The sequence below is a fragment of the Sphaerobacter sp. genome (assembly GCF_019683595.1).
Taxonomy (GTDB): Bacteria; Chloroflexota; Chloroflexia; order Thermomicrobiales; family Thermomicrobiaceae; genus Sphaerobacter.
In genome coordinates, this window is sequence record NZ_JADGHZ010000061.1 from 1 (window position 1) to 18,507 (window position 18,507).

Below are 18,507 nucleotides of genomic sequence, written 5' to 3' on the forward strand. Positions count from 1 at the left end.
CCCTCGGCGCCCGCGCCACCATCCCCCGACCCTGCGACACCGGTACGCTGCTCCGCACCGTGCGTGACGTCCTGCCCGATCGGTATGGGCTTGGGAGCAATCGCGTGTGACGGACCTTCGGGCTGATGCCCCGGTGATGACACCCTGGTGATACGGTGTCTGCTGTCCAGGTATGTGCCCGGGGCTAAAGCCGCCGGGCTGACAACGAAAGCCGGCTGAAGCCGGCTGGGGAAACGAGGGCTCACCCCTCGGTGATACGGTGTCCGCCGGTCGGTACGTGCCCGGGGCTAAAGCCGCCGGGCTGAATAATCAAAAGCCCACTGAAGGGGCTACGATGGCCACGACCAGGCGAATCCGATTCGGCAGCCTGCGGGACGCCCAGTCCCCAGCCCCTTCAGTGGGCTTACCCCTTTTCAGCCCGGCGGCTTTAGCCCCGGGCACATACCACCACGCTGAGATCCCTTCACCACGGCACCCGGGCTGGGATAGAACCGTTGGCTCGTTCGCGTTGCCAAGCGCCATGAACGAGCGCGGGCGCCGTACGGACGATCACCCGGCCCGCGTGTGTTACTCCCCTCTCCCAAGGTTGGGAGAGGGGCCGGGGGTGAGGGCCATTCCCACGTGGACCGAGCGACGACACCCGCGCGACATCCGCGCCGAGCACCGGCGCCGCGGGCTACAGGCCCCAGCGCTCGCGGTGGACGGCGATCACGCGCTTGATGACCTGCTCTTGGTCGTGGGAGACCTCGCGCGAGGTGCGCCAGGCTGCGACCCGCTCGGGGTTCAGGGGCTCCTCGATGCCGGTGCGCTCGCCCAGCAGCTCCTCGGCGATCGCGAGGGTGCAGTAGGGCGCGTAGATCTCGCTGTACCCGCCTTCCAGGGCGACGACCAGCCGGCCGTCGGCGGACGTCGCGGCGATGTCGCGCATGATGGCCGTCATGCGGCGGTAGGCTTCGGTTGACAGGCACATCCGCCCCAGGGGATCGCTGGCGCTGGCGTCCTGCCCGGCGGAGACGATGACCAGTTCCGGGCGGAAGCGCGCGGCGATGGGGGCGATGATCCGCGTGAAGGCCGCGAGATAGGCGGCGTCGCCGGACCCGGGCGGGAGGGGAATGTTCACCGTGTAGCCGGTGCCGGGGCCGGTCCCCGTGTCCTCCACCGCCCCCCAGCCGGGCGGGTAGAGCCCGTCCTGGTGGATCGAGATGAAGAGCACGCCGGGGTCGGCGTAGAAGGCATCCTGCGTCCCGTTCCCGTGGTGGACATCCCAGTCGACGATGAGGATGCGCTCGACCCCGTGGCGGCGCCGGGCGTGGTGCGCGGCGATCGCCACGTTGCCGAAGATGCAGTAGCCCATGCCCCGATCGGCCATCGCGTGGTGGCCGGGCGGTCGTACCAGCGCCAGGCACTGGCGGACCTGGCCCGTCATCACCGCGTCTACCGCGGCCATCACGCCGCCGGCGGCGAGGAGCGCGATGTCGTACGAGTCCGGCGCGGCCGGTGCCCCTTCGCCGGTGTCCCCGCCGCCGGCGGCGCAGATCTCGCGCACGCGCTGCACGTAGGCCGGCGTGTGGTAGGCGGTGACATCCTCCTCGGTGGCGGGATAGGGCGCGATCCGCACCATTCGGCTGCTCAGACCGGTCAGGTCGAGCAGGTGCTTGGTGCGCTGCGCCAGGCGCGGGTTCGAGGGGTGGTCGACCTGTTCGACGAAGGGCAGCGGGTTGCCGGAGCGCCAGAGCCGGTAGGGGTTGGTGTTGTGTTGCAGGTACCGCTCGCAGAAGACCAGCCCGGTAGATCGGTCGGGCACCGACGATCTCCTTTCACTGCGCCTCGGATCTGCGCGGCTGTGTGTGGTCCGTGTCTCGCCTCCCGGTTCCCCTGGCTACCGAGCCCGCGGGCGAGCTTGGCCGGAGCGGTCGAGGATGGGAGGTTGGATGCCGTATCTTCGCATCATTGCCCGCTGCGGGCCAGGGGTTCGAGGGGGCCGTTGTGCTACGATAGCTGAGTTCGTGAGGGTTTCGACATGCGTCGTTCGAAGGAGAAGGTGCGTGGCTCGACTTCCCGATGTGCCCGATGCTGACATCCCATCCTCACTGCGAGACCTGGCCGATGCGCAGGTGCGCATCTACGGCACGGTGCTCAACTCGCTCCGGCAGACAGCCCACGCGCCGAACGTCGCGCTCGCCGCGGCCGCCATGAGCCGGGAGCTGAGCCGCGGGATGCGTACCAGCCGCCGCCTCCACGCCTTGCTCAACCTCCGCGTCGCAGCCATCGTCGGCTGCCCCTTGTGACAGGAACTGCACGCTGCCGGTGGCAGCGAGGCAGGCGTCCCGGCGGACGTCATCGCGGCTGTGCGCGCGGGCACCTGGCGAGCGTACCCCGACCTGACCGCAGCCGAGCAGGTCGCGCTCGCGTTCGCCGAAGCAGTGACGGCGACACCGCCCACCATCGACGACGACCTTTTCTGCCAGCTACGGGAGCACTTCGACGCACCCGAGATTGTTGAGATCTCGGCGATTTGTGCCTGGGAGAACTACCGGGCGCGGCTCAACCGGGCACTGGGAATCGAGCCTCACGGGTTCTACCACTTCGACGACACCAACGGGTCATCCTAATGAGTCACCGGCGCGCCGGGAATGATTCGTCGCGACCCGCGACGAATCATTCCCGGCACGGGATGTGACGGGGCAATCGCAGGTCGGTCGTTCGATGGCCACTCCCTGGGAGGAGGTGGCGGCCATGGGGATTGAGACACCGGAGGATGTGGCGGTCGTGCGCCGCTGGCTCTCCGAGCAGGTGCGGCAGGGCAATAATCTCGCCCGCCGCTGTCTGCGCGTGCTCGACCAAGCCGCTCCGGAGGCCGAGATCGCGACCGCCCGCATGATCGTCCGGGCCATCTTCCGCGTGGCTGCCCAGGCCGATTCGCTCCTCCGAGATCGCTACTACGCGGCCGGCGCTCCCTATGGCGACAGTGAGGACGGGCTCCATCGCTGGATCACTGAGCAGCAGGCCCTGGAGCGTGAGCGCCGCTCGCGGTTGAACTGAGCGTGGCCGTCCAGCCCCGACGACGGGCGCCCTTGCAGGGCGCTGTGCCGTTAGATTCCGGCGACCATCATGGCCGGTGCCTCTTCACCCCTCGCGTGCTGTCCCCATCTTGTAATGACCTTGCTACGCCGCTTCGCCCCTGTGATAGGCGCCTGCGAGCATGGGCGGGCTATGCTTTAGCTGAGGGGAGTAGGGCTCCCCACAGGGAGTGCAGCTCGGGTGATCGGACAGATGTGGGTAGCGTACGCCATGACGAACGGTCAGCATACCAATACGAATTCGGTCGTTGCAGAGCGGCGGCGTGCGCTGCTGGAACGCCTGGTCGAGGCCGCGCGCAGCGCGCCGGCCGGTCCGTGGGAGCGGTTCACCGCGGTCCGCGTCGGGCTGGCCGGGGTGGTGATCTACCGGCCGGGTATCGAGCCGATCACCGCGGCCGACATGGCCGACCTCGACGCACTGGCGGCGGACGGGTCGCTGGAGCTGACGAAGACGCCCAGCGGTGCGCGCCTCTTCGAGGTGACCGCCCTGGGCAGGGCGCGCGCCGAAGGGGTCGATCCCGGTGCCGGGGAGCTGGCGAATCCCTGACGGGACGCGTTGCGCTGGCTACATGGCCTCCGGCGTCCAGCCGGGAGGCATGATCGGTAGCCGCACAGTGACGGTCGTCCCCTTGCCCGGTTCGCTGCAGAGGTCGATCGTTCCCCCGTGCTCCCGCACGATCCGCTGGGTAATGTAGAGCCCGAGACCTGTGCCGCTGGCGCGCTGGCGCGCCGCTTCCGTGCGGCTGAAGGGCTGGAACAGGCGCTTCTGGTCCGCCGGGGCGATCCCGATACCCTCGTCACTCACCGTCAATTCGACCTGATCCCCGTCGCGCCGCAACTGGACGCGGACGTCACCGCCGTCCGGCGAGTACTTGAGGGCATTGGAGATCAGGTTGACCAGCACCTGCTCGAGCCGGTCCGGGTCCCAGACGCCCGCGATCGGCTCGGTCGCCTCCAGCGCCAGCGTGTGGCGTGGCGTCCGCTCGGGCGCGTGCTCGAAACGCGCCAGGACGCGCCGCGCGAGATCGTTGAGCGCCACCGGCTCCGGGCGCAGGTCGATCCGCCCCTGCTGGATGCGGGAAGCGTCGAGGAGATCGGCGATCAGCCCTTCGAAGCGGTCGATCTGGCTCTGCAGCTCGTCGGTGAATTCCCGTATCGCCTCCCGGTCGGGATTCTCCCGGCGCACTTCGTCGGCCAGCAGGTACACCCAGCCCTTCACCGTCGTCAACGGGGTCTTCAACTCGTGGGATGCGACTGAGAGGAATTCCTCGCGTGCCAGCACCGCCTCCTGGGCGGCGCGATAGAGCATCGCGTTGTCCACCGCCAGCGCGGCGCGGTCGGCGAGGTCCTGCAGGAAGGTCAGATCCTCTTCGGTGTACGGGTGGTCCGGCCGGTCGCGCCAGACGATGAGGGCGCCGATGCTCCGTCCGCGAACCGACAGGGGTGCGATCAGCAGGCTGTGGATGGGGAATTGTGCGACGAAGCCCTGCTGGCCCGGCATCAGACCCGCCTGGGCCTCCTCCGGCGTGATCGCGGCGTGCAGCAGCGGCTGTCCGCTGCGCATGACCGACGCGATGAATCCCTCGCCGTCCTCAAGTGGGACGGGCGGCATGGTCTGCAGCGCCTCCAGCGTGGCGGGGTCACCATGGTGGAAGGCCATCGGGTCGAACCGTGCATCGTCCGGTGAGAGAAGCCCGATGACGCAGGCGCCGTCGAGGATCACGGCGACGCGCTGGCTGACCGTCTCGAGAATCGCGCGGAGATCCAGGCTCGCCTCGGCGACGAGGCGAGCGGCCCCGGCCAGCAGGTCTAGCCGCGCCGCCTGGCGCTCGACCTGCTCTCGCGCCCGCTGGGCCTCGTAGTACAGGCGGGCGTTGTCGACCGCGAGCGCGGCGCGCCGCGCCAGATCCTCCACCAGGGCGACATCGGCCGGCCCGTAGCGCCGATCGGAGTCGCTGTAGATGAGCGTGATGGCGCCCAGGCACCGCTCGCGTGCAACCAGCGGCGCGACGATCAACGAGCGCGCTCCCACCCGGCGGACGACTTCGAGGGTCTCGGCGCGCGTGACCCGGGGGAGGTGATCTTCCGGGAGGTCCGGCACGAGCTGCGGCTGCCCCGTCTCGAGCGCTCGCCGCAGCGGCATCGTGGCCGGCAGGTCGGTCGGGAAGCGGCGGATCATCGTGCGCAGCAGGGGTTCCTTTTCCGGGTCGGCGTGCGCCGTCGCGACCCGTGCCACGCGGCCGTCCTCTTCGACCACGTCGATCGTGCACCAGTCGGCCAGGGCCGGGACGGTGAGCCGGGCCAGGCTGGCCAGGGTCGTCTCGTAATCAAGCGAACTGGCGAGGATCTGGCTCGCGCGCGCCAGGAAGGCCGCGCGCTGCTCCGCCGCCTCGGTCGCAGCACGGGCCGCGCGCTCGGCTTCGTATGCCCGGGCACGACCGATCGCGAGCGCGAGCCGGTCGGCGACGCGCTGCAGCAACTCGGCGTCGTCGTCGGTGAACTCCCGCGGCTGCGTCGTGCCGACCTGCACCACGCCAACCACGTCCCCCTCGACGAACATCGGCGCGCCCAACAGCGCCTGCACCCCCTGCGCGCGCAGGTCCGGGTGCATACGGCCGACATCCGCGGGGTTGTCGAAGATCAACGTGCGGCGCGCCGCCGCCACGCGGCCGGCAAAGCCGGAGCCGAGGGGTACCTCGACCTCACCGAGACTGTCCGGGTCCAGGCCGCGGGTCGCCGACGGGCGCAGCACGCCACGTTCCGGGTCGAGGAGCAGGATGGCGACCGTTTCGACCTCCAGCGCCTCGCGGACGCGGTCGAGCGATGCTTCGAGGAGGGCATCGAGCGACAGGTGCGCCAGCGCGGTGTCGGTGACCGCCTGCAGGCGGCGGAACCGCTCCGCGGTGCGCTCGGCCTCCGCCCGCGCCGCCTGCTCACTCAGCAGGAGGCGGGCACGCTCGGCTTCCGCGACCTTGCGGTCGGTGACGTCGCGGATGATGCTGGTCACCAGCATGCCCTGCGGGGTTTCGACGGGGCTGAGGCTGATCTCGGTAGGGAACTCGCTTCCGTCACGCCGCCGGCCGAAGAGCTCCAGGCCGATACCCATCGGGCGTGTGCGCGGGGCGTTGGTATAGGCGGCCCGGTGCGCCCGGTGTGCTTCCCGGAAGCGCTCGGGCAGCAGCATCTCGACCGGCTGGCCGAGTAACTCCTCCCGTGTGTAGCCGAAGAGGTGCTCGGTTTGGGAGTTCGCCAGGACGATCCGCCCGTTCTGGTCGACGATCACGATCGCATCCGGCGCCGACTCGAGCAGCGCGGCGAATCCCTTTTCGACGCTCGCAAGGTCGCCGAGCCATTGAGATGATGACGGCTTCACCACGCGCCAGGCCCCCTCGTCTGCCCCAGGCCACGCCGGGATCGATTGGCTGGAGCCGGTGCGAGCCCAGGGAGTGCCGGCCCGCGCGGGCAGGCATCGTGACCGGGCTCCCTGCCTGCAATGCTATCAGAAGTTCCGTCGACCGTAGGGTGCGGCGCAAGCTCCTCACGGGGTCGGGATCGGTCGCCCCCCGTTCATCACGTGGCGGATGATGCAGCGGGCGATCTGCGCGAGGTGGATTGCGTCGTGCGCCGCCATGTGCGCCACGAGTTGCTGGATCGTGATCTCGCCCACCTCGGCGTGGACGCCGGACCGCTGCCACTGTTCCGGCGTCAGCGCCTCCAGCATCGCGATCTGCTCCCCGCGCAGCCGGTGGAACTCGTCGAGCGCCTGTGTCAGCGACTGGTCACGGTAGCGGCCGGCCCGCGCGACCTCCTCCTGGTCATACGCGGCGAGCAAGGGGCGCTCCTCATCGCGCATCAGTCGCACGCGCTCGATCACGCGCGCCTCGGCGTCGCGCAGGTGGCAGACCACTTCCACGATCGACCAGGCGTCCTCGCCCTCGCCGCCGGCACGCACCACCTCATCCGGCAGGCCGCGCAGCAGCGCCCGGAGCGTATCGGGCGTGCTCCGGTAGACCTGCAGCAGCTCCGCTCGCTCGTCGAACATCCCGCGTCCCCCTTCTCCGGCACCCGGCCCCAATATCCGTTCCCGGCCTCAACATGCGCCAACCTTGCCGCGACGTCAAGGGGCGTTGGGGAGGGGATGCGTGACCGAGCTGTCAGAGGCGGCCGTCCTCGATCAGGTCACGGGACGGGTGGTGCGAAGATCCCGCATCGTGGTTGGTGTCCGGGGCTAAAGCCGCCGGGCACGTGCCGACGGCGTACACCCATCTAATTCATCAAGACCCATTACCCCGGGCACTAATCACGGAGTGAGGATCCTCGCGCCACCCGTCGGCGGGTTGCGTACGGAGACGCCGTTAGAGCCCCGGGGTTGTGACTTCTTCACCAGTTTGCGGAACAGGTCATTCGTGACCGCATTATACGACGAGCCTGTTCCGTTCAGGTGGCGCCACCGACGGTAGCGGTAACACTTCCTGCACGCACCATCCCTCATCCCCGATCCAGCAGCTCCAGCACGGGCGCGAGGCGCTCGATGGTTTCTAATGTCGTCGGGCGGAGGACGACCTGGAGGTGATTGATCCCCTCGCGGGCGAAGGCGCGGAACTGCTCGGCCAGCTCTTCGGGGGAGCCGGTCAGTGGGGCGAGTCCTTCGGGGTACTCCTCGCGGCCGAGATAGTCCACCTGGACGGCCACGCTGCGGGCGAGCGTCGCCGGGTCCCGCCCGACGTCGCGGCAGGCAGCGTCGACGGCCTCGCGCAGGGGTGGGATGGCGTCGGGCTGGCTGCGGCCGAAGGCGAGCCAGGCGTTCCACATATCCCCGTAGCGCGCGGCAAGGCGCAGCATGCGCGGGCCGCGGGTGCCGGTGCCGATCATGATCGGTGGGCCGCTGGGGCGAGGGCCGCGCGGGCGGAGTTCGGCATCACGCGTCTGGTAGAAGGTACCGTCGAACGTGCTGGTGCCGTCGCGGAGCAGGCCGCTGATGATCTGGATCGCCTCCTCGAAGCGGCTGGCGCGGCGATCGTAGGAAACCCCCAGGGCTTCGTGCTCCAGTGGGGCGTCTCCGGCGCCCACGCCGAGGATCAGCCGGCCGCCGCTCACGTCGTCGACCGTGTTGGCGATCCAGGCCAGCAGCGCCGGGTTGCGGAAGGTGGTGCTGCTGACGAGCGAGCCAATCTCGACGCGCTCGGTCGTCGCCGCCAGCGCCGCGAGCAGGGTCCAGCAGTCCCACGTGCCACGGGGCGGGCGGGTGCGCCCTGGGAAGCGCATCAGGAAGTGGTCCGGCACCCAGAGGGAGTCGTAGCCCAGTTCCTCGGCCCGCCGGGCCATGGCAAGTATGTCGGGCCAATGGGGCGTCTCACCGGCCATCAGCCCCTCGCCGGTCGGGAGCAGCAGCCCGACCCGAAGCGGCCGGCCGGCACCTGACGTCGGCTGGCGCTGGTTCATCGCGGCCTCCTTTCGGCTGGACCGGCATGATCCGCCGCCGGGGCCGCGCCTGTCAAGCGGCGCACCGGGCGCCGCGCTCAGCCGGCGGCCGCGGGCGCATGAGTCCGGGCGTGGGCGATCGCGGTGGCAAAGCCCGGCAGTGCCCGGTCGATCATGTCGTCGCTCGCGGTGAGCGAAATGCGGAAGTGGCCCGGCGCCTCGATGCTCGCTCCCGGCAGCACGAAGATGTCGTGGGTGGCGAGCAGCTCGGTGAAGGCCAGGTCGTCCGCCCAGGGCGAGCGGGGCAGCAGGTAGAACGTGCCCTCCGGCGTGTGGACCTCGTAGCCCATCTCCCGCAGCGCCGCCACCATCCGGTCCCGCTTGCGTTGCAGGTGCTCGATGTCGATCGACAGCTCCTCCAGATCACCAACGGCGTACTGCATCACCGCGTTCGGGAAGCCGTAGCCGCCCACGACCTGACGCATCATGATCGCCAGGTGTACCAGCTCCCGCTCCGGCATGTCCGGCGGGAGGGCGATGTAGCCCAGCCGCTGGCCGGGAGCCAGCAGCGTCTTGCCGAAGGTGTAGATCAGGACGGTGTACGGGTAGAAGGCCGCGGGGCTGTGAAAGGCCCGCCCGTCGCAGACGATGCGGCTGTACGACTCGTCCGAAATCAGGTAGATCGGCCGGCCGTGCCGCTCGGATGCCTCGCGCAGCAGCCGCGCCAGCCGCTCCAGCGTCTCGGGCGGGTAGATCTTGCCGGTGGGGTTGTGCGGCGAGTTGACGAGCACCACTCGCGTCCGCGGCGTGATGGCTGCGGCGAGGGCGTCGAGGTCGAGATCGAAGGTGCCGGGCTGCACCGGAACCCGTACCGGCGTGGCGCCCGCGGCGACGATCATCGCCTCGTAGAAGAACCAGGGCGGGGAGATGAAGACCACCTCGTCGCCCTCACCGGCCAGCGCCAGGAGCGAGTTGGCCAGCGCGCCGAAGGCGCCTGTGGTCATGAGGATGTCCTGGGCGGCGAACGGGATGCCCCGGCGCTGGCGGAGCGCCGCCGCGACCGTCGCCTGGGCCTCCGGCTCGCTCAGCTTGTAGGCGAACCAGTGGTTGTCCTGCGGGACGCTCCAGCGCTGGATCGCCTCCGTGATGCCCGGCAGCGGCGGCTCGTGGGGATCGCCGAGCATGAAGTCGAGGATCCCCGGCTCGTGCTGTCGGCGGGCGTAGGTCGAGTCCCTGATCGAACTGAGAAACGGTCCCATGATGTCGAGGATCGCGCGCGTTCGCGGGGAAAGCGGGGGGAGGGACGACATGGGCGGGATCCTTTCCCTGCTCACCAGACGCCATGCCGGCTCTCTGCCGCAGGCGGTGTCGCTGGGTTCGATCCGATGGCCACCGCGCCGCGGCTCGGCGCAGCGTCCCGCTCGCTCGCGCATGAGGCACAGTAGGCACGACCACGTGCCTACTTCAGAGTATTCCTGATAGTTTATGTGAGGCGATTTATCGGCGCAATGGGGGTGAGGGGTCCATCAGCCGGTCACGGCGCGAGGTAGCTGATGACCCCCACCGTGACCGTGCCCTGGCGCGGGTCGTGTGTGAACACCGCGGTGGCCTGCGCCGTCTCGTCCCCGGCGAGGAAGTCGATCAGCACCTCGGCGGTCTCGGTCCGGCCGTCGGGGGTGGTGAGCGAGATCGCGACGCGCACGTCTTTCGCCGTCTGCCCGCCACTGTTCCGCACTTCGATCGGCAGGTAGTAGCGGTCTTGCACCTGCCGGACCCGGTCGACCGGCGCGCTCGCATCGATGATCGGGGGCGTCGAGCCGCGGGTGACGTAGGCATAGACGATGAGCCCGATCACGGTGGCGACGATCAGTAGGCTGATCCCGAGGGTGATCCACTCGACCGTCGTCCGGCCCGGATCCGGCCGCTCCTGCTGCGCTGCGGTCTCCCGCTGCTCCGTCACCGTCATACCGCGAGCCTCCCGGCTGCGCCGCCAACCATCGTCGGCAGGCCCAGCACCAACACCTGTGACAGAACACTGGGGAATGGGTCACCAAAGTCGACGCGGTCCAGGAGATAGAGCGCCCAGAACGCCACCGACAACGAGACGACGTACGACACGACGGTCTCGGTGATGGGGTGCTGGAACGGGCCGGTCGGCCGCGGCCCGGCCGACTCCGGGTCGAAGCCGCTGGTGAAGACGATGATGTAGCCGACGACCAGCGTCAGCACCACCAGCGCGACCTCATGGTAGATGTCCACGCTCGCCGCGAGGAGTTGGATCTCATCCGTCGGCGCGATTGAGAAGCCGATGAAGACCCCGCCGATGATCGTTGCCCCGAGGTCGTTGAGCGCGTCCCGCCAGGCATGCGACTCCGCCGCCGACGGCTGCTCACCGGTGCGACCCTCGCGCCGGTCGAACACGGCATTGGCGAGCGAGGCGCCGATGCTCAAGGGAATCGTCTGGACGATGACCATGCCGAGGATCGCGTCGAGCGGGTCGCCCGGCGCGATGCGGTTGAGCACGAGCAGGACGATAAGTGACGCGACCACCCCGACAGCGAGGGTGTCGACCGACTCATCGATCGACGCAATCAGGCTCGTCTCGCGCCTGGGCTTGAACCCCGCCAGGTAGGTCAGGACGACGTTCGCGAGGAAGGTGAGCGCCAGGAAGAGGATGAGCTTCCAGAGATCGGCGTACGTACCGATCCACCACATTTCCATCGTGAACAGCAGCGGGATGCCGAAGAGGTAGGCACCGGCGAAGGCGCGACCGAAGGACGCCGCCTCGTCTACCCACCCATGCTCCCGCGCCTGCTTGACTGGCTCACTGCTCATCACCGATCCGCTCCCGCAGCGCCCGTCAGCCGCCGAGGGGAGCGCTGATGCGCCGTGGCGGCCGCTATCCAGAGAGCAATAACCGTTCCCGATGCGGGAATGCCGTGCTCCGGCGCTAGGTGCGAATCGCCCGCGCGTGTGGCGTGCGGTCGGGGGCCGCAGCGTTCGGCGAATTCATTGAGCGTACGTAGTCGGCCCGTGGCCGGGGGTGATTGGCGTTAGACGAATGACATAGGTGTACGCGCTTGGCCCGTGCCCGGGGCTGAAGCCGCCGGGCTGACAAGGAAAAGCCGGCTCAAGCCGGCTGGGGTTCAGCAGGGCAGACACCCAGGTGATACGGTGTCTGCCGCGCGGTTCGTGCCCGGGGCTAAAGCCGCCGGGCTAGGAAGCGAAGCCCACTGAAGGGGCTGGGGACGCTGGGTCCGGTGGGTGGTCGGATCGGATCCGCCGGGATGTCGCCATCGCAGCCCCTTCGGTGGGCTTACCCCTACTCAGCCCGGCGGCTTTAGCCCCGGGCACGCGCCACGGTGCTTGCACCTGGCCGGCTCATCATCCCCAGCCGACTTCAGCCGGCTTCGTCTTGTCAGCCCGGCGGCTTTAACCCCGGGCACATCGCCCGGCGCGGGGATCCGCACGCCACACACTACGTGCCGAAGACCACCCGCGTGCGACGGCCGGCACGGGCCTTGTGGGCGGGCGGTGGTCTTGCGGGGTCAGAGCGACTGGATTGCGCGCTTGAGCCAGGCGATGGCCTCTTCGTCGCGGCAGTAGCACACGGCCGGTCCGGTGATCGTCCCCTTGATCAGGCCGGCCTCGCGCAGAACCTTCAGGTGCTGCGACAGCGTGGACTGGGCGATCGGCAGATCGGCGCCGAGTGGACCGCACTGGCACTCGCCGCGGTCGGCCAGGATCTGCAAGATGCGATATCGCACCGGGTTGGCCACGGCCCGCAGCATGGTGACAAGGCGTTCGTCCGTCGCTGATGGCATCGCAATCGGCTTCACAGCTCGCCCTCCTTGCTCGAATTTTTACGATGAAGGGCGGGCGGGGTCAAGGTGCTGAGTGGAGAGGGTAGGAGGATGGTGACGGGAGCACGGGCGAGCGCGCGGGAGCGCGCGTTCATCGACCGGCAGCGGGTGGGGCATTTGGCGACGGTAGACGCCCGGGGCGCGCCGTCGGTCGTGCCCGTCTGCTACGCCTACGATGGGGAGTACTTCTACACGCCGATCGACGAAAAACCGAAGCGGCGCGATCGCCCCCTCCGCCGGGTCCAGAACGTGGACGCCACGGGCCGCGCCGCGCTGATCATTGACCGCTACGACGAGGATTGGTCCCGCCTCGGCTGGGTGCACGCGCGCGGGCGCGCCTGGGTGCTCCCGGCGGGCGCGGAGGGCCATGCGACTGCGGTCGCTCTGCTGCGTGAGCGCTACCCGCAGTACCGTGCCATGGCGCTGGAGTCGGCACCCATCATCGTCCTGGCTCCCGACCGTCTCACGAGCTGGGGTGTGCTGGACGAGTGAGCGGCGGGGCATGACGGATGATGCCCGCCGCGTGCCGCGTGTTCTGCTCGCCCTCGCTCCCGGCGCGCTCCGCGTTCAGCTCCCGTCAGCGCAGCACGTGGAGGAGGGTGTAGACGCCCATGGCGACCATGACCGCTCCGGCGACGGCGCTGGCGATGCCGCGGATGCGCGTCTCGACCACCATCTTGAGGCCGTAGAGGGTGACGGCCGCGGCCGCGACGGTCGAGAGGACGATCATCACGCCCCGTGCGCTGGCGGCGATCGGGCTGTTCCGCACGGCGGTCGCCAGCAGGAAGAGGCAGAAGAGAACCCCGGCGCCCACCAGCGGCGGCATCCAGATCGGACGGCGTTCCCCGGCTTGCGGCAGATCGCTCATACGGTGCTCCTTCAGCAGGCTCAGCATCGGCGGCGGACCCGACACCCGCCGCCATGCCAAGTCTACGCCTTTGGAGAGTGCCTTGCTGCCGGTCGTGCTCCGTTGCCGAACGCGCCGCTAGCGCCCGTCCGCTCCCGTCAAGACCAGTGGCCGGTCGAGCCGGGAGAGCAGGCGCGTGGCCACGCTGCCGGCCAGGTGGCCGGAAATCCCGGCGCGGCCGTGCGTGGCCATGACCACGAGGCCGGCCTCACTGTCGGTCACGGCCGCCGCAAGTTCGGCCGCCACCTCGCCGCGTCGCACCTCGGTCGTCGTCGGGATCCCGCCCGTGCCGCGGTCCGCGACCTCCGCCAGGTAGTCGCGCGCGGCCGTCTCCTCCAGATCGAGCAGGGCCGCCGTGGCGATCGGCGTGAACGTCGCTGCCGGGTCGCGCCCCGTGGTGAGTGTCTGGACCGTCGGGACGACGCGCACCAGGTGGAGATGGGTGCCGGTCGCGGCAGCCAGCGCCTGCGCGAGGGGTAGGGCCGCCTCAGCCGCCGGTGTGCCGTCGAGCGGGACGACGATGGGGCCACGGCGCAGGGTGGGCGCGGCTTCCCCCTCGACCGGCCGGATCAGCAGGACCGGTGTGGCCGTGTGGTGCAGGACCTGCTGCGCGATCCGCCCGAAGAGGAGACCGCGCAGCCCGCCCCGGCCGTGGGTCGCCAGCACGATCAGGTCGACGCCCAGTTCCTCGGCGTGCTCCCCGATAGCGCGGGCGACATCGTGCGCCGGGTTGGTGTGGACATGCGTGGTCGTCGGGACGCCGGTTCTCTGCTCTCGGTGGGCGACGGCCGCCAGGTAGGCGTCGGCCGTCTCGACGTTGTCCAGGTGCGGTTCCCCGTGAACCGTGGCTGGCGCGTCATGCTCGATGATGTGGAGGAGCGTGATCCGGGCGTCGCAGGCGGCGGCGAGGTCGTAGGCCGTCGGCAGGACGACCTCGGCCAGCCGCGAGCCGTCGAGCGGCACCAGGAAGTGTCGGAGCCGCTTGGTCACAGGATCCCTCCCTGGAACGTGGCGACGAGCAGGAACACGTTCAAGCCCACGATCACCGAAGCGACCAGCCAGGCCACCCGGGTCGTCCAGGTTTGGTTCACGAGGTCGCCCATAATCCTCCGGTCGCGGGTGAAGAGTACCAGCGGAATAAGCGCAAAGGGGATACCGAAGCTGAGGATCACCTGGCTGATGACCAGCGTTCGCGTTGGGTCGAGCCCGAGCGCGATGACAACCAGCGCCGGCGCCATGGTGATGGCACGGCGCAGCCAGACCGGGATGTGCCAGTTCAGGAAGCCCTGCATGATGACCTGCCCGGCCATGGTGCCGACGGTCGAGGAGGAAAGCCCGGCGGCGAGCAGCGAGATGGCGAAGACGGTGCTCGCCAGCGGGCCGAGCAGCGGTGTCAGCGTGCGATAGGCCTCTTCAATCGAGGCGATCTCGATCAGCCCCTCGGCGTGGAACGTGGCGGCCGCCATGATCAACATCGCCATGTTCACCAGGCCGGCGAGCCCCATCGCGATGACCACGTCCAGGATCTCGAAGTGGTAGATGCGCCGCGCCTGGGCGACGTCCTTCGGCCGGATCCGGCTCTGGGTGAGTGAGGAGTGGAGGAAGATGACGTGCGGCATGACCGTGGCGCCCAGGATGCCCACTGCCAGGAGGAGGCTCTCTTCGCCCTCGAGCTGCGGCACCAAGGCGTGTCGACCCAGCGTGCCCCAATCGGGGCTTGCCAACGCGGTCTCGATGACATAGCTCACGGCGATCACGCCGACGAAGGCGGCGATCACGGCCTCCAGGGGCCGCGCGCCGAAGCGTTCGAGCGCCAGGATCACGAAGGTGACCACGCCGGTCAGGATGCCGGCCGGCAGGAGCGGGATGTGGAAGAGCAGGTTGAACCCGATCGCCGCGCCCAGGAACTCGGCCAGGTCGGTCGCCATCGCGACCATCTCCGCGACCACCCACATGCCGTACACCAGCGGGCGGGGGAAGTGATCGCGGCAGACCTCGGCCAGGTTGCGCCCGGTGGCGATGCCCAGCTTCGCCGAGAGCGACTGAATGAGCATGGCCATCAGGTTGCTCATCAGGATGACCCAGAGCAGGAGGTAACCGAAGCGGGCGCCGCCCTGGATGTTGGTGGCGAAGTTGCCCGGATCGATATAGGCGACGCTCGCCACGAACGCCGGCCCGAGGAAGGGGAGCACCCGCCGGATCCGGCCCAGCCGTCCGGGGGCGCCCTGCTGCTCCTCCCGCCCTGCCGCGGGGATCACCCGTCGTTCTCCCACCACCTCGCCGTCCTTGGGCATCTCACCGCATCCATTCATCGAGCCTAGTCACTAAATTTGCCACAGCTAATTCTACCGTGTACCGGCCCGTACGCTAGCAGCCTGCATGCCGTCGGTCCAGGGGGGCGGGCGCGGTCGCCGACGTGTGATGCGGTCATCCGGTCGGATACGGAAGTCGTGCCTCTTGACGAAGAACGACTGCGCTGTAGGATAGGAGCGACCGGTTTACGCAATGTCTGGCGCAGGGAAGCCTGGTGGTTAATCGAGGTTGCCCTTTCGGAGGCTCGCCGGGGCAGTGGCGCAGCCTCCAACCGAGCCAGCCACCCACCGAGGGCTACCGGATCATCGCCGGGTCCACATGGTGGACGCTGCTGCATTGGCCCTGGCGGCTGTTCGTCTCGGCTCGCGCGGCGGGAATCTCCGCATCGCCACCGCCGCTGGCGCCACCCGGCGCTCAGTTCGTCTTCTTCACGGACCGCGAGTCGCTCGAAGGAGTGCATGGGCCGGCAGACTTCGCGCGAAGGATGGGGCTTCCGACGAGAGCTCACCAGGCATGCAGCTTGTACGGCTGCGCGATCGTGCGCTTCACCATCCCGGCCGACGGCGAGGTCTACACGCCGGTACCGCCCTTGGGCGCGCGGCAGGGACTGACCGGCGGCGGTGCGCGAGAGTGGTGTTTGGTTGGGAACCTCCCGCTCGACGAAACGATGGAAGTCATCTACGTCGATGTCGATGGCAATGGACCGCGATGGTACCATTTACCTCTCTGATCGGCTTTGAGCCGAGACCATAGAGGAGGACCGTCTTGACAGACTACTACCACGCCATCCTCAATCGGCTCCGCGGCGAGACGGACGACCTGCGCGGTGTCGCCAATAGCCGGTTGGATTGGTACGGCCTGGATGCGGTCTTAGATCTTTATCACCGGACAGCCGGTGAGGACCGTGAGGCATTTGTTCAGGCGGCGGGCCAGATCCTCGCTGAGGGCGAGCAACCCGTGGAGGTGATCGCCCAGTTACTCTATCTGGTCACCAGTCTCGACCTGACCCAGGTCGAGCCGAGCATCAAGCGGCTGCGGCAAAAGGCGATCGCGAACCAGGAGCCGCTCCGGGGCGTGATCGCGAACTATTTTGCTTTTCGCGAGTTGCGGCAGCATCACGCTCCAGCCCCCTGAAGCCCGAAACTTCCTCGTACCAGCCCTCCGGCGGATTCGCAATCGTCCCAGGCAGCAGGCGCTCGACCATCACCACGTCCCGCCAGGCACCGTCGAGTTGGGCGAGCGTCTCCTCGATCTCCACTGCTCTGCAGGCGGGTCACTCAGACGGAAAGAGGAGTCGTGCCTTTTGACGAAGCGGGGAGAGGGTTTCACATAGGGGCGAACGATTCACATAACAGTGACGTTGTCGCAGGGGAGCGTGGGCCTGGACCGGTGACGCCGGAGCGACGATGAGCAGCACGGTTCGTCCGGTGGGTGGTCTCGCGCGTGCGATGTTGTACCCGACGGACGACACGACGATTTCCTGGCCGCGGCGTGTGTCCGGGAGCTCGGGGGACAAGGAGCCGACGATGTTTGATCCCGACGACGACATTCGGCGAGACCTCCAGCGGCTGGAAACGTTGCGGCACCTGCCGCCGGGCACCTACCTGCTGGATCCGGGGGCGGTCGAGGAGCGGCAGCTCCTCGCCGACCTGCTTCAGCTCCCCGCGGAGCAGGATCCCGTCGCCTGGCTGGCGGCGCATCGTGGCCCGCTGTGCGCGCGGATTGCGCTGCACGCCGCGCTGGACGAGTTGCGCGGCCGGGTCGTCGGCGTGCGCCGGGCGCGATGGTACGGCTTCGACGCGCCCAAGGCGGGGGAGCGGGCGTTGCTGGGCCGGCTCGTCGACCTGCCCGAGGAGTCCGATCTCTTCGACGCGATCCCGCAGCATGGACTGGCCGCGCCTGACGCCCTGCGGGCGACGCTCGGGCGTGTGCGCCAGCTTCGTGGAACACCTGACCCCGCTGACGCCAGGGCGCGCGGCGCCAGCCCGCTGCTCGCCGATCTGCTCGCGTTGCCGGAGGACGTGGACGCGCTGGCCTGGCTCCGCGAGGAGCGCGCGTCGCAGGGCGCGGCGATGGCGCTGCACCGCCTGATGGAGCAGGCGCGGCCGCCGCTCCACTCGCTCCAGATCGGGCCGGTGGTGCAGGTCACGTTCCCGCGAGCGGTGATCCGGATGGAGCGTGGGCTACGCGTCACCGTCGACGAGGTTGCTTTTGGCAAGGGCGGAACGCTGATCACGGTGCGGACGCGGATCCGTGCCCGTCGGCTCCCGGGACGGGGCGATCTCCACCACGTGCTACCGCGCTGGCCCGGCTTCAACCAGTTGGTCGACGATCTCGGTCATCGCTATCTGCTGCAGCATTACGAGGGAGAGGCCGGTCGCACGCTCTGGTGGGCGACGCAGCGGATGCGGGCGGCGTTCTACCCCTCGGTGGCGCCGGGGGCGACGCGGCTGACGTTCATTGCCAGCGCTGAGAGCATCGAGGTGGCCGGCTTTCGCCTGCCGGGCCCGGAGCGCCCGGAGCCGGAGCGTGTACTGCTGGCCGAACTTCCCCAACGCAGCCTCCGGTGGCAGGTGGCGGTTCCGGCTCGCGCTCGTTAGCGTGGAAGCCCGTGAAGGGGATCGTGAGAGGATGGGGATCGTGGAAGTAGTCGGCCCGACGCTGCTCGATCTCTCCTTGTTCGGTTTTGGGTTCCTTCTGCTTAGCGGCATGGTGGTCTACTCGGGCGTCCGCCTCCGGCATTGGCGGCGTGCGCGACGGCCGTAGGATGACCCGGCGGGGGTGAGACTCACGGAACACGCACCACGGAACACACCCCTGCCTACCACTCCGCCGGCGGGTTGGCGATCGTCCCCGGCAGCAGGCGCTCGACGATGACCACGTCGCGCCAGACCCCGTCGAGCTGCGCGTGCTTCTCGTAGAT

General features: G+C 69.2%; 20 protein-coding genes. 9 read left to right on the plus strand and 11 right to left on the minus strand.

What is annotated here, in order from left to right; translation table 11 throughout:
• Positions 1-676: 676 nt before the first annotated feature.
• Complete coding sequence (locus IRZ30_RS08450; protein WP_294084471.1) at positions 677-1,804, minus strand: class II histone deacetylase; 1,128 nt, start codon at positions 1,802-1,804, stop codon at positions 677-679.
• Between the two features lie 241 nt (positions 1,805-2,045).
• Between IRZ30_RS08450 and IRZ30_RS08455 the strand changes: the two genes are divergently transcribed.
• From IRZ30_RS08455 to IRZ30_RS08470, 4 genes are all read left to right on the plus strand, one after another.
• Complete coding sequence (locus IRZ30_RS08455; RefSeq protein ID WP_294084473.1) at positions 2,046-2,288, plus strand: hypothetical protein; 243 nt, start codon at positions 2,046-2,048, stop codon at positions 2,286-2,288.
• Between the two features lie 60 nt (positions 2,289-2,348).
• Complete coding sequence (locus tag IRZ30_RS08460; protein ID WP_294084475.1) at positions 2,349-2,612, plus strand: hypothetical protein; 264 nt, start codon at positions 2,349-2,351, stop codon at positions 2,610-2,612.
• 124 nt (positions 2,613-2,736) lie between these two features.
• Positions 2,737-3,042 carry a hypothetical protein gene (locus IRZ30_RS08465; RefSeq protein ID WP_294084477.1) on the plus strand — a complete coding sequence of 102 codons (306 nt, stop codon included), beginning with the start codon at positions 2,737-2,739 and terminating at the stop codon, positions 3,040-3,042.
• A 219-nt stretch (positions 3,043-3,261) separates the two neighbouring features.
• A complete protein-coding gene (locus IRZ30_RS08470; RefSeq protein WP_294084479.1) occupies positions 3,262-3,627 on the plus strand; it encodes a hypothetical protein in 366 nt (121 codons plus the stop codon).
• A gap of 18 nt (positions 3,628-3,645) precedes the next feature.
• On the opposite strand, the gene IRZ30_RS08475 is transcribed toward IRZ30_RS08470, so the two are convergent.
• The 7 genes from IRZ30_RS08475 to IRZ30_RS08505 form a co-directional block, all read right to left on the minus strand.
• Complete coding sequence (locus IRZ30_RS08475) at positions 3,646-6,456, minus strand: GAF domain-containing protein (RefSeq protein ID WP_294084480.1); 2,811 nt, start codon at positions 6,454-6,456, stop codon at positions 3,646-3,648.
• Between the two features lie 162 nt (positions 6,457-6,618).
• Positions 6,619-7,122 (minus strand): DinB family protein, encoded by a 504-nt coding sequence (locus IRZ30_RS08480; protein ID WP_294084481.1) that lies wholly within the window; start codon positions 7,120-7,122, stop codon positions 6,619-6,621.
• Positions 7,123-7,568: 446 nt separating this feature from the next.
• Positions 7,569-8,522 (minus strand): LLM class flavin-dependent oxidoreductase, encoded by a 954-nt coding sequence (locus IRZ30_RS08485; protein ID WP_294084482.1) that lies wholly within the window; start codon positions 8,520-8,522, stop codon positions 7,569-7,571.
• A gap of 77 nt (positions 8,523-8,599) precedes the next feature.
• Entirely contained in the window at positions 8,600-9,811 is a 1,212-nt protein-coding gene (locus IRZ30_RS08490; protein WP_294084483.1) for an aminotransferase class I/II-fold pyridoxal phosphate-dependent enzyme, read from the minus strand.
• 224 nt (positions 9,812-10,035) lie between these two features.
• Positions 10,036-10,467: a hypothetical protein gene (locus IRZ30_RS08495; RefSeq protein ID WP_294084484.1), complete on the minus strand. Its 432-nt coding sequence runs from the start codon at positions 10,465-10,467 to the stop codon at positions 10,036-10,038.
• Positions 10,464-11,336 carry a TIGR02587 family membrane protein gene (locus tag IRZ30_RS08500; RefSeq protein WP_294084485.1) on the minus strand — a complete coding sequence of 291 codons (873 nt, stop codon included), beginning with the start codon at positions 11,334-11,336 and terminating at the stop codon, positions 10,464-10,466. The genes IRZ30_RS08495 and IRZ30_RS08500 overlap by 4 nt, the downstream gene beginning before the upstream one ends.
• A gap of 713 nt (positions 11,337-12,049) precedes the next feature.
• Positions 12,050-12,340, minus strand: coding sequence for a metalloregulator ArsR/SmtB family transcription factor (locus IRZ30_RS08505; RefSeq protein WP_294084486.1), 291 nt, complete (start codon positions 12,338-12,340; stop codon positions 12,050-12,052).
• Between the two features lie 75 nt (positions 12,341-12,415).
• Here IRZ30_RS08505 and IRZ30_RS08510 point away from each other — a divergent pair, with 75 nt between their 5' ends.
• Positions 12,416-12,856 (plus strand): TIGR03668 family PPOX class F420-dependent oxidoreductase, encoded by a 441-nt coding sequence (locus tag IRZ30_RS08510; RefSeq protein WP_294084487.1) that lies wholly within the window; start codon positions 12,416-12,418, stop codon positions 12,854-12,856.
• An 85-nt stretch (positions 12,857-12,941) separates the two neighbouring features.
• Here the strand turns inward: IRZ30_RS08510 and IRZ30_RS08515 are convergent, their stop codons facing one another.
• The 3 genes from IRZ30_RS08515 to IRZ30_RS08525 all read right to left on the minus strand — a co-directional run bounded on the left by IRZ30_RS08515 (position 12,942) and on the right by IRZ30_RS08525 (position 15,583).
• Positions 12,942-13,232 (minus strand): hypothetical protein, encoded by a 291-nt coding sequence (locus IRZ30_RS08515; RefSeq protein WP_294084488.1) that lies wholly within the window; start codon positions 13,230-13,232, stop codon positions 12,942-12,944.
• A 117-nt stretch (positions 13,233-13,349) separates the two neighbouring features.
• Positions 13,350-14,261, minus strand: coding sequence for a universal stress protein (locus IRZ30_RS08520; RefSeq protein WP_294084489.1), 912 nt, complete (start codon positions 14,259-14,261; stop codon positions 13,350-13,352).
• Positions 14,258-15,583 (minus strand): Nramp family divalent metal transporter, encoded by a 1,326-nt coding sequence (locus IRZ30_RS08525; protein ID WP_366945330.1) that lies wholly within the window; start codon positions 15,581-15,583, stop codon positions 14,258-14,260. The genes IRZ30_RS08520 and IRZ30_RS08525 overlap by 4 nt, the downstream gene beginning before the upstream one ends.
• 215 nt (positions 15,584-15,798) lie before the next feature.
• Between IRZ30_RS08525 and IRZ30_RS08530 the strand changes: the two genes are divergently transcribed.
• The 4 genes from IRZ30_RS08530 (at position 15,799) to IRZ30_RS08545 (ending at position 18,350) form a co-directional block, all read left to right on the plus strand.
• A complete protein-coding gene (locus IRZ30_RS08530; protein WP_273032853.1) occupies positions 15,799-16,314 on the plus strand; it encodes a hypothetical protein in 516 nt (171 codons plus the stop codon).
• Positions 16,315-16,349: 35 nt separating this feature from the next.
• Entirely contained in the window at positions 16,350-16,718 is a 369-nt protein-coding gene (locus IRZ30_RS08535) for a hypothetical protein (RefSeq protein WP_012873497.1), read from the plus strand.
• A gap of 392 nt (positions 16,719-17,110) precedes the next feature.
• Positions 17,111-18,184, plus strand: a complete 1,074-nt coding sequence (locus IRZ30_RS08540; protein WP_294084502.1) for a hypothetical protein — start codon at positions 17,111-17,113, stop codon at positions 18,182-18,184.
• Between the two features lie 31 nt (positions 18,185-18,215).
• Positions 18,216-18,350, plus strand: coding sequence for a hypothetical protein (locus tag IRZ30_RS08545; RefSeq protein ID WP_294084505.1), 135 nt, complete (start codon positions 18,216-18,218; stop codon positions 18,348-18,350).
• Positions 18,351-18,507: the final 157 nt, after the last annotated feature.

Bases quoted from the DNA above. Each gene is read 5' to 3' on its own strand.
- IRZ30_RS08465 (WP_294084477.1), top strand. From the start codon at position 2,737: ATGGGGATTGAGACACCGGAGGATGTGGCGGTCGTGCGCCGCTGGCTC.
- IRZ30_RS08480 (WP_294084481.1), bottom strand. From the start codon at position 7,122: ATGTTCGACGAGCGAGCGGAGCTGCTGCAGGTCTACCGGAGCACGCCC.
- IRZ30_RS08485 (WP_294084482.1), bottom strand. From the start codon at position 8,522: ATGAACCAGCGCCAGCCGACGTCAGGTGCCGGCCGGCCGCTTCGGGTC.
- IRZ30_RS08490 (WP_294084483.1), bottom strand. From the start codon at position 9,811: ATGTCGTCCCTCCCCCCGCTTTCCCCGCGAACGCGCGCGATCCTCGAC.
- IRZ30_RS08495 (WP_294084484.1), bottom strand. From the start codon at position 10,467: ATGACGGTGACGGAGCAGCGGGAGACCGCAGCGCAGCAGGAGCGGCCG.
- IRZ30_RS08500 (WP_294084485.1), bottom strand. From the start codon at position 11,336: ATGAGCAGTGAGCCAGTCAAGCAGGCGCGGGAGCATGGGTGGGTAGAC.
- IRZ30_RS08510 (WP_294084487.1), top strand. From the start codon at position 12,416: ATGGTGACGGGAGCACGGGCGAGCGCGCGGGAGCGCGCGTTCATCGAC.
- IRZ30_RS08515 (WP_294084488.1), bottom strand. From the start codon at position 13,232: ATGAGCGATCTGCCGCAAGCCGGGGAACGCCGTCCGATCTGGATGCCG.
- IRZ30_RS08525 (WP_366945330.1), bottom strand. From the start codon at position 15,583: ATGAATGGATGCGGTGAGATGCCCAAGGACGGCGAGGTGGTGGGAGAA.
- IRZ30_RS08540 (WP_294084502.1), top strand. From the start codon at position 17,111: ATGTTTGATCCCGACGACGACATTCGGCGAGACCTCCAGCGGCTGGAA.
- IRZ30_RS08545 (WP_294084505.1), top strand. From the start codon at position 18,216: ATGGGGATCGTGGAAGTAGTCGGCCCGACGCTGCTCGATCTCTCCTTG.